Consider the following 4,868-nt stretch of genomic DNA (forward strand, 5'->3'; position numbering starts at 1 on the left):
ATCCGCTGTTCAATGACGCCAATTACGGCGGAGACAAAATACTGAAGGGCACCACCTTTACCAAATACAAGCAATTTGTACAAAACTGCTTTAATATTCTGCCCCGTCAGGCCCTCCATGCACAGACCTTAGGATTTATCCATCCAACTACCAGAAAATATATGGAGTTTGAAGCACCCTTGCCTTCCGATTTTGACGACGCCCTCAGCAAGTGGCGAAATTATATAGTACAAGCACCTGAATAACCAGATCGCCTTCATGGAGTATATTTTACACAATGACGAATTCGTTCCTGCGGACCAGCCCATACTAACCGCCCATAACCGTGGTTTTAGGTACGGTGACGGCTTGTTTGAATCCATGAGGATGTGCAATGGGAAACTGAAATTTGCCGAACAGCATGCCGACAGGCTGAAAGCCGGTATGAAGGCACTTAAAATTGAAGGCGGAAATCTGCTCGATGAATATTTTTTAAGACAAAAGACCACCGAACTCTGCAAAAAAAACAAGTTCAAAGAAAATGTACGTTTCCGCCTCTCAGTTTACCGTGCAGGCGAAGGCCTTTATACCCCTGCAAACAACAAATCGGGCTATGTACTGGAAGCATCAGCCCTTACAGCAAACAACTACGAACTCAATAAAAAAGGACTGATCGTTGACGTATACGACGAACTGACCAAACATATAGACAAGCTGGCCAACTATAAAACCAGTAATTCGCTCCTTTACGTAATGGCCGGGCTGTACAAGAAACAGCACCATTTGGATGAAGCATTTATACTGAACCAAAATGGTTTCCTCTGCGAAAGCATCAGTTCCAATGTTTTTGTGGTGTACAATCAGCAGATTTATACCCCTGCGCTTTCAGAAGGCTGTATTACAGGTGTAATGAGAGGTGTGGTGATGAACATCGCGAAGATGAACAGCATTTCAATGGTCGAAGCACAGATCAATCCCGAAGTCTTAAAAGAAGCAGACGAAGTATTCGTTACCAATGCAGTTGGAGGTGTCCGCTGGGTAATGGGCTATGGCAGAAAACGTTACTTCAATGAAGTAGCAAAAGAACTGAGTGCAAAACTAAACCTGCTCTGATTTACAACCGCATTCCCCTTAAAAATTCATCAGTTGCCATTCTTTTTTTGCCTTCGTACTGCAGGTCCGTCAATTTAATGAAACCATCTGCGGCGGCAAACTTCAGATAGGTTTTGCCATCCGAGAGAAAAGTGCCTGCCGCAACACCCGGATCCTGGTCCTCAAGCTCAGCTTTAAATACTTTTAAAGTCTTCTCATTCAGTTTGGTAAACGCAGTCGGGTATGGACTCAGGCCCCTGATCAGGTTATAGATCTTTAAAGCAGGCTGGTTCCAGTCGATCAGGCAATCTTCTTTAAAGATCTTGGGCGCATGTTTCAATTCCCCGCTTTGCGGCTGTGGCTGCTCCTGATAATCACCGTTGGCTATCGCCGTTACGGTTTTAACCAGTAATCCCGCTCCGACATGCATCAGCTCATCGTGCAGTTCCCCAGCCGTCTCGTCTGGCCGGATCTCCGCCTTTTCAGAAAATATCACATCACCCGTATCAATCTCATGTTTCAGAAAGAAAGTAGTTGCGCCACTTTCTTTTTCTCCGTTAATGATCACATGATTGATAGGAGCAGCTCCCCTGTATTGCGGGAGCAAAGAAGCATGCAGGTTGATGGTCCCTTTGACAGGCATGTCCCAAACAATCTCGGGCAGCATCCTGAAAGCAACCACCACCTGCAGGTCAGCTTGTAAAGCCCTGAGCTCTTCAATAAAAGCAGGATCTTTTAACTTCAGCGGCTGCAGTACCGGAATGCCTTTAGATACCGCATATTGCTTTACAGCACTTTCCTGCAGTTTTTGGCCCCTGCCGGCAGGCTTATCTGCTGCGGTAACTACACCAACAACATCAAAACCAGCTTCTACCAAAGCGTTGAGAGATGCCACTGCAAAATCGGGGGTACCCATGAAAACTATTTTCATATGTTTTTGTTTGAGATTAACGGTAAAGATGCGCCTGCAAAATAAAAGAATAAAACGCATATTTTACTGAAACCATATGGTACAAACCCTCGAAGAAATAAAATCCAGTGGATTAACCTACGCAACCGATAGTCAGCCAGGTATATACAGAAAAGGGAAACCTGGAAAGTTTTATTATGAAGACAAAGACGGAAACCGGATTACCGATGAAGATCAGCTGGCCAGGATCAAGGCGCTGGTGATCCCGCCCGCATGGACAGCAGTCTGGATTGCCAGCAGAAAAAGTGCCTATCTGCAGGTCACCGGCCTTGATGCCGCAGGCAGAAAACAATACAAGTACCATCCGGAATGGACCTCAAGAAGGTCTGACAGCAAATATTTCCGCTTACTGGAATTTGGCAAAGTCCTCCCGCAGGCACGGAAGCAAATCGCAAAAGACTTAAAGCGTGAAGAGTTTGACGAAACAAAGGTATTGGCCATTTGTATGCAGGTGATGCTAAAGACACTGATCAGGGTAGGTAATGAATCTTATAAGGAATTGTACGGCAGCTACGGACTCACCACCCTAAGAAATAAACACGTGCAGATCAATGGCAACCATCTTAAACTCAGTTTCACAGGAAAAAAAGGAGTGCCGCAAAACGTAGATCTCAACGACAGGACACTCGCAAAACTGGTGAAGAAATGCAAGGAAATTCCCGGACAGGATCTCTTTCAGTACTATAAAGATGGTCAGGAACACCGGCCGATAGATTCCGGAAGGATCAATAACTATATCCGCGAGATCACAGGAAGTGACTTTACCGCAAAGGATTTTCGCACATGGGGCGGCACACTGGAAGCCCTAAGGCAATTGGCCAAATGCTGTACAGATGATATTGAAAGACCAAAAAAGAAAATCATCGTGGAAGTGCTGGACTGTGTGGCCAGCAAACTTGGCAATACCAGGGCAGTCTGCAAAAGTTCTTATGTCTACCCATTGCTCCTGGAAGCATTTGAAAATAACCAGCTGACCAAGTACCTCAAAAAGGTAAATACGAAACCTGCTGCGGGCGCCACTGCCCTTGAAAATGATGAAAAAGTACTGATGCAATTTTTAAAAGCGTCGCAGCAAGCTAAACCCGGGAAATCCGCCAGCCGGAAAGCAGCCTAATCTTTAGGCGCTTTCTTTACCGGATGCACAGGTTGCTCACTTTGCTCTCTCTGCTTAGCCGGATTCTTAAAATGTGCCTCCTCAGCGTTGTAGCTCTCATCTTCAGGCTTTTTAACAGCCTTATCACCAGCGGGCACCTTTTCTTTTGGAATTTCTTCTCTAAAGTTGCTGCTTGGTTTGTCGTTTTTCTTTTTAGGCGCGCTATTCATATTTTTGGTTATTATCACTTCTATGCGGGAAAAACCCGTATTCCAGGTGTAATGCTCTCACTACGGATACAACAAATACTTCTTGCGCATTGTTTTATAATTGCTCAGACCCGGCTCCCAGCTCGCCCTGATTTCCTGCTCCGATTTACCTGCAATTACCTGCTGACGGAAAGCCGAAACACCCACCAGCTTCTCGATCGTGCCCATTTCCTTGCTCAGTTTCGAATTGAAGAAATCAGCTTTATTCGGCGCAGCCTTGTACAACTCAATGATCCAGCCCAGATTGATCTGTTTGGTTTTCCAGAATTTCTCCGTATCATAATTCCTCAGGTCCAGCCCATAGCACACCTGGTTCATAAACAAAGGCGTCTCAGACATCCCCTTGATGCTCACCGGAGTATAAGAAAATTCATACTTGCCCTTCAGGTAAGGTGCGCCTACCACAGTAAACGGAAATTGTGTTCCACGGCCATGGTTCAAATAGGTGCCCTCAAACAAACAGGTTGAAGGGTATAATAAAATCGACTGCGCTGTATTCAGGTTTGGCGATGGCTTCACCGGAAGTACATAAGGCATATCATGTGTATAACCCGTCACCTTGATCACCTTGATCTTGCACTTCAGCTTATTGTCCAGCCAGCCCTCACCGTTCAGCATCTGCGCATATTCACCCACAGTTAGCCCATGAACAATAGGAATAGGCTTCGCACCAATTCCCGATTTATGCTGCGGCTCCAGTATCGGCCCGTCGATATAAAAGCCATTCGGATTCGGCCTGTCCAGGATCAGAAGTTCCTTATTGTGCTCCGCACAAGCCTCCATCACACGCTGCAAAGTATTGATATAGGTATAAAAACGAACACCAACATCCTGAATGTCGAAGATCATGATGTCCACATCAGCAAGATCTTCCCGGGTAGGCGTCGAATGTTTGCCGTACAGCGAAATCGCCTTGATGCCGGTTTTTGCGTCGACATCATCGCTCACATGGACGCCAGCACTCGCATTTCCCCTGAAACCATGCTCAGGCCCAAAGATCTTTACAATCTTTACCCCGCGTTTCAGCAAGCTGTCCACGGTCGTTTCCTTGCCGATGATCGAGGTAGGATTGACCACCATTCCCACCCGTTTTCCCTTCAGATAAGGAACATAAAGCCCGGTCTGTTCAGCGCCCGTCAGCAGCTTTTTCGGCTTATCAATATCCTCTGCTTTGACCTTATAAGGATCAGGAACACCAGGATTGAACTTGATCTTAGGCGATCCGCAGGCATTGAGCGCAATAACCAGCAGCGTAACATTGAAAATGTGAGTTAAAGGAGTTATCATATCAGGTAATGTCTTATCATTGTGTATCATATACACTATAAAGGTAAATATTTCCGGCAAAGATTATTATATTGGGCTGACAAAACCAAATGATAACCATGAAGACCAAAATCATTGCTATTGCTGCAGCGGTTGCAGTAATTTCAGGCTATACCCTGAAAAAGAACCTCGATCTGAA

General features: G+C 45.6%; 5 protein-coding genes and 1 pseudogene. 3 read left to right on the forward strand and 3 right to left on the reverse strand.

Going from position 1 to position 4,868, the window contains the following annotated elements; translation table 11 throughout:
- Window positions 1–245: pseudogene (locus tag VK541_RS25220) on the forward strand (RNA pseudouridine synthase); the annotation flags it as partial.
- Between the two features lie 13 nt (window positions 246–258).
- Window positions 259–1,092, forward strand: a complete 834-nt coding sequence (locus tag VK541_RS25225; RefSeq protein WP_324373415.1) for an aminotransferase class IV — start codon at window positions 259–261, stop codon at window positions 1,090–1,092.
- Window position 1,093: 1 nt separating this feature from the next.
- Here VK541_RS25225 and fmt read toward each other — a convergent pair whose 3' ends face one another.
- On the reverse strand, window positions 1,094–2,002 hold the full coding sequence (gene fmt, locus VK541_RS25230; protein WP_324373416.1) for a methionyl-tRNA formyltransferase: 909 nt from the start codon (window positions 2,000–2,002) through the stop codon (window positions 1,094–1,096).
- Between the two features lie 76 nt (window positions 2,003–2,078).
- Here fmt and VK541_RS25235 point away from each other — a divergent pair, with 76 nt between their 5' ends.
- Window positions 2,079–3,155, forward strand: coding sequence for a DNA topoisomerase IB (locus tag VK541_RS25235; RefSeq protein WP_324373418.1), 1,077 nt, complete (start codon window positions 2,079–2,081; stop codon window positions 3,153–3,155).
- On the opposite strand, the gene VK541_RS25240 is transcribed toward VK541_RS25235, so the two are convergent.
- Together VK541_RS25240 and VK541_RS25245 are read right to left on the reverse strand one after the other, a co-directional pair.
- A complete protein-coding gene (locus VK541_RS25240; RefSeq protein ID WP_324373420.1) occupies window positions 3,152–3,364 on the reverse strand; it encodes a hypothetical protein in 213 nt (70 codons plus the stop codon). The genes VK541_RS25235 and VK541_RS25240 overlap by 4 nt on opposite strands.
- A gap of 60 nt (window positions 3,365–3,424) precedes the next feature.
- Window positions 3,425–4,690, reverse strand: a complete 1,266-nt coding sequence (locus VK541_RS25245) for a DUF1343 domain-containing protein (RefSeq protein WP_324373421.1) — start codon at window positions 4,688–4,690, stop codon at window positions 3,425–3,427.
- Window positions 4,691–4,868: the final 178 nt, after the last annotated feature.

It is taken from the genome of Pedobacter sp. (assembly GCF_035317785.1).
GTDB lineage: Bacteria > Bacteroidota > Bacteroidia > Sphingobacteriales > Sphingobacteriaceae > Pedobacter.

Coding starts and splice junctions, on each gene's coding strand:
- VK541_RS25225 (WP_324373415.1), top strand. CDS start 259: ATGGAGTATATTTTACACAATGACGAATTCGTTCCTGCGGACCAGCCC.
- fmt (WP_324373416.1), bottom strand. CDS start 2,002: ATGAAAATAGTTTTCATGGGTACCCCCGATTTTGCAGTGGCATCTCTC.
- VK541_RS25235 (WP_324373418.1), top strand. CDS start 2,079: ATGGTACAAACCCTCGAAGAAATAAAATCCAGTGGATTAACCTACGCA.
- VK541_RS25240 (WP_324373420.1), bottom strand. CDS start 3,364: ATGAATAGCGCGCCTAAAAAGAAAAACGACAAACCAAGCAGCAACTTT.
- VK541_RS25245 (WP_324373421.1), bottom strand. CDS start 4,690: ATGATAACTCCTTTAACTCACATTTTCAATGTTACGCTGCTGGTTATT.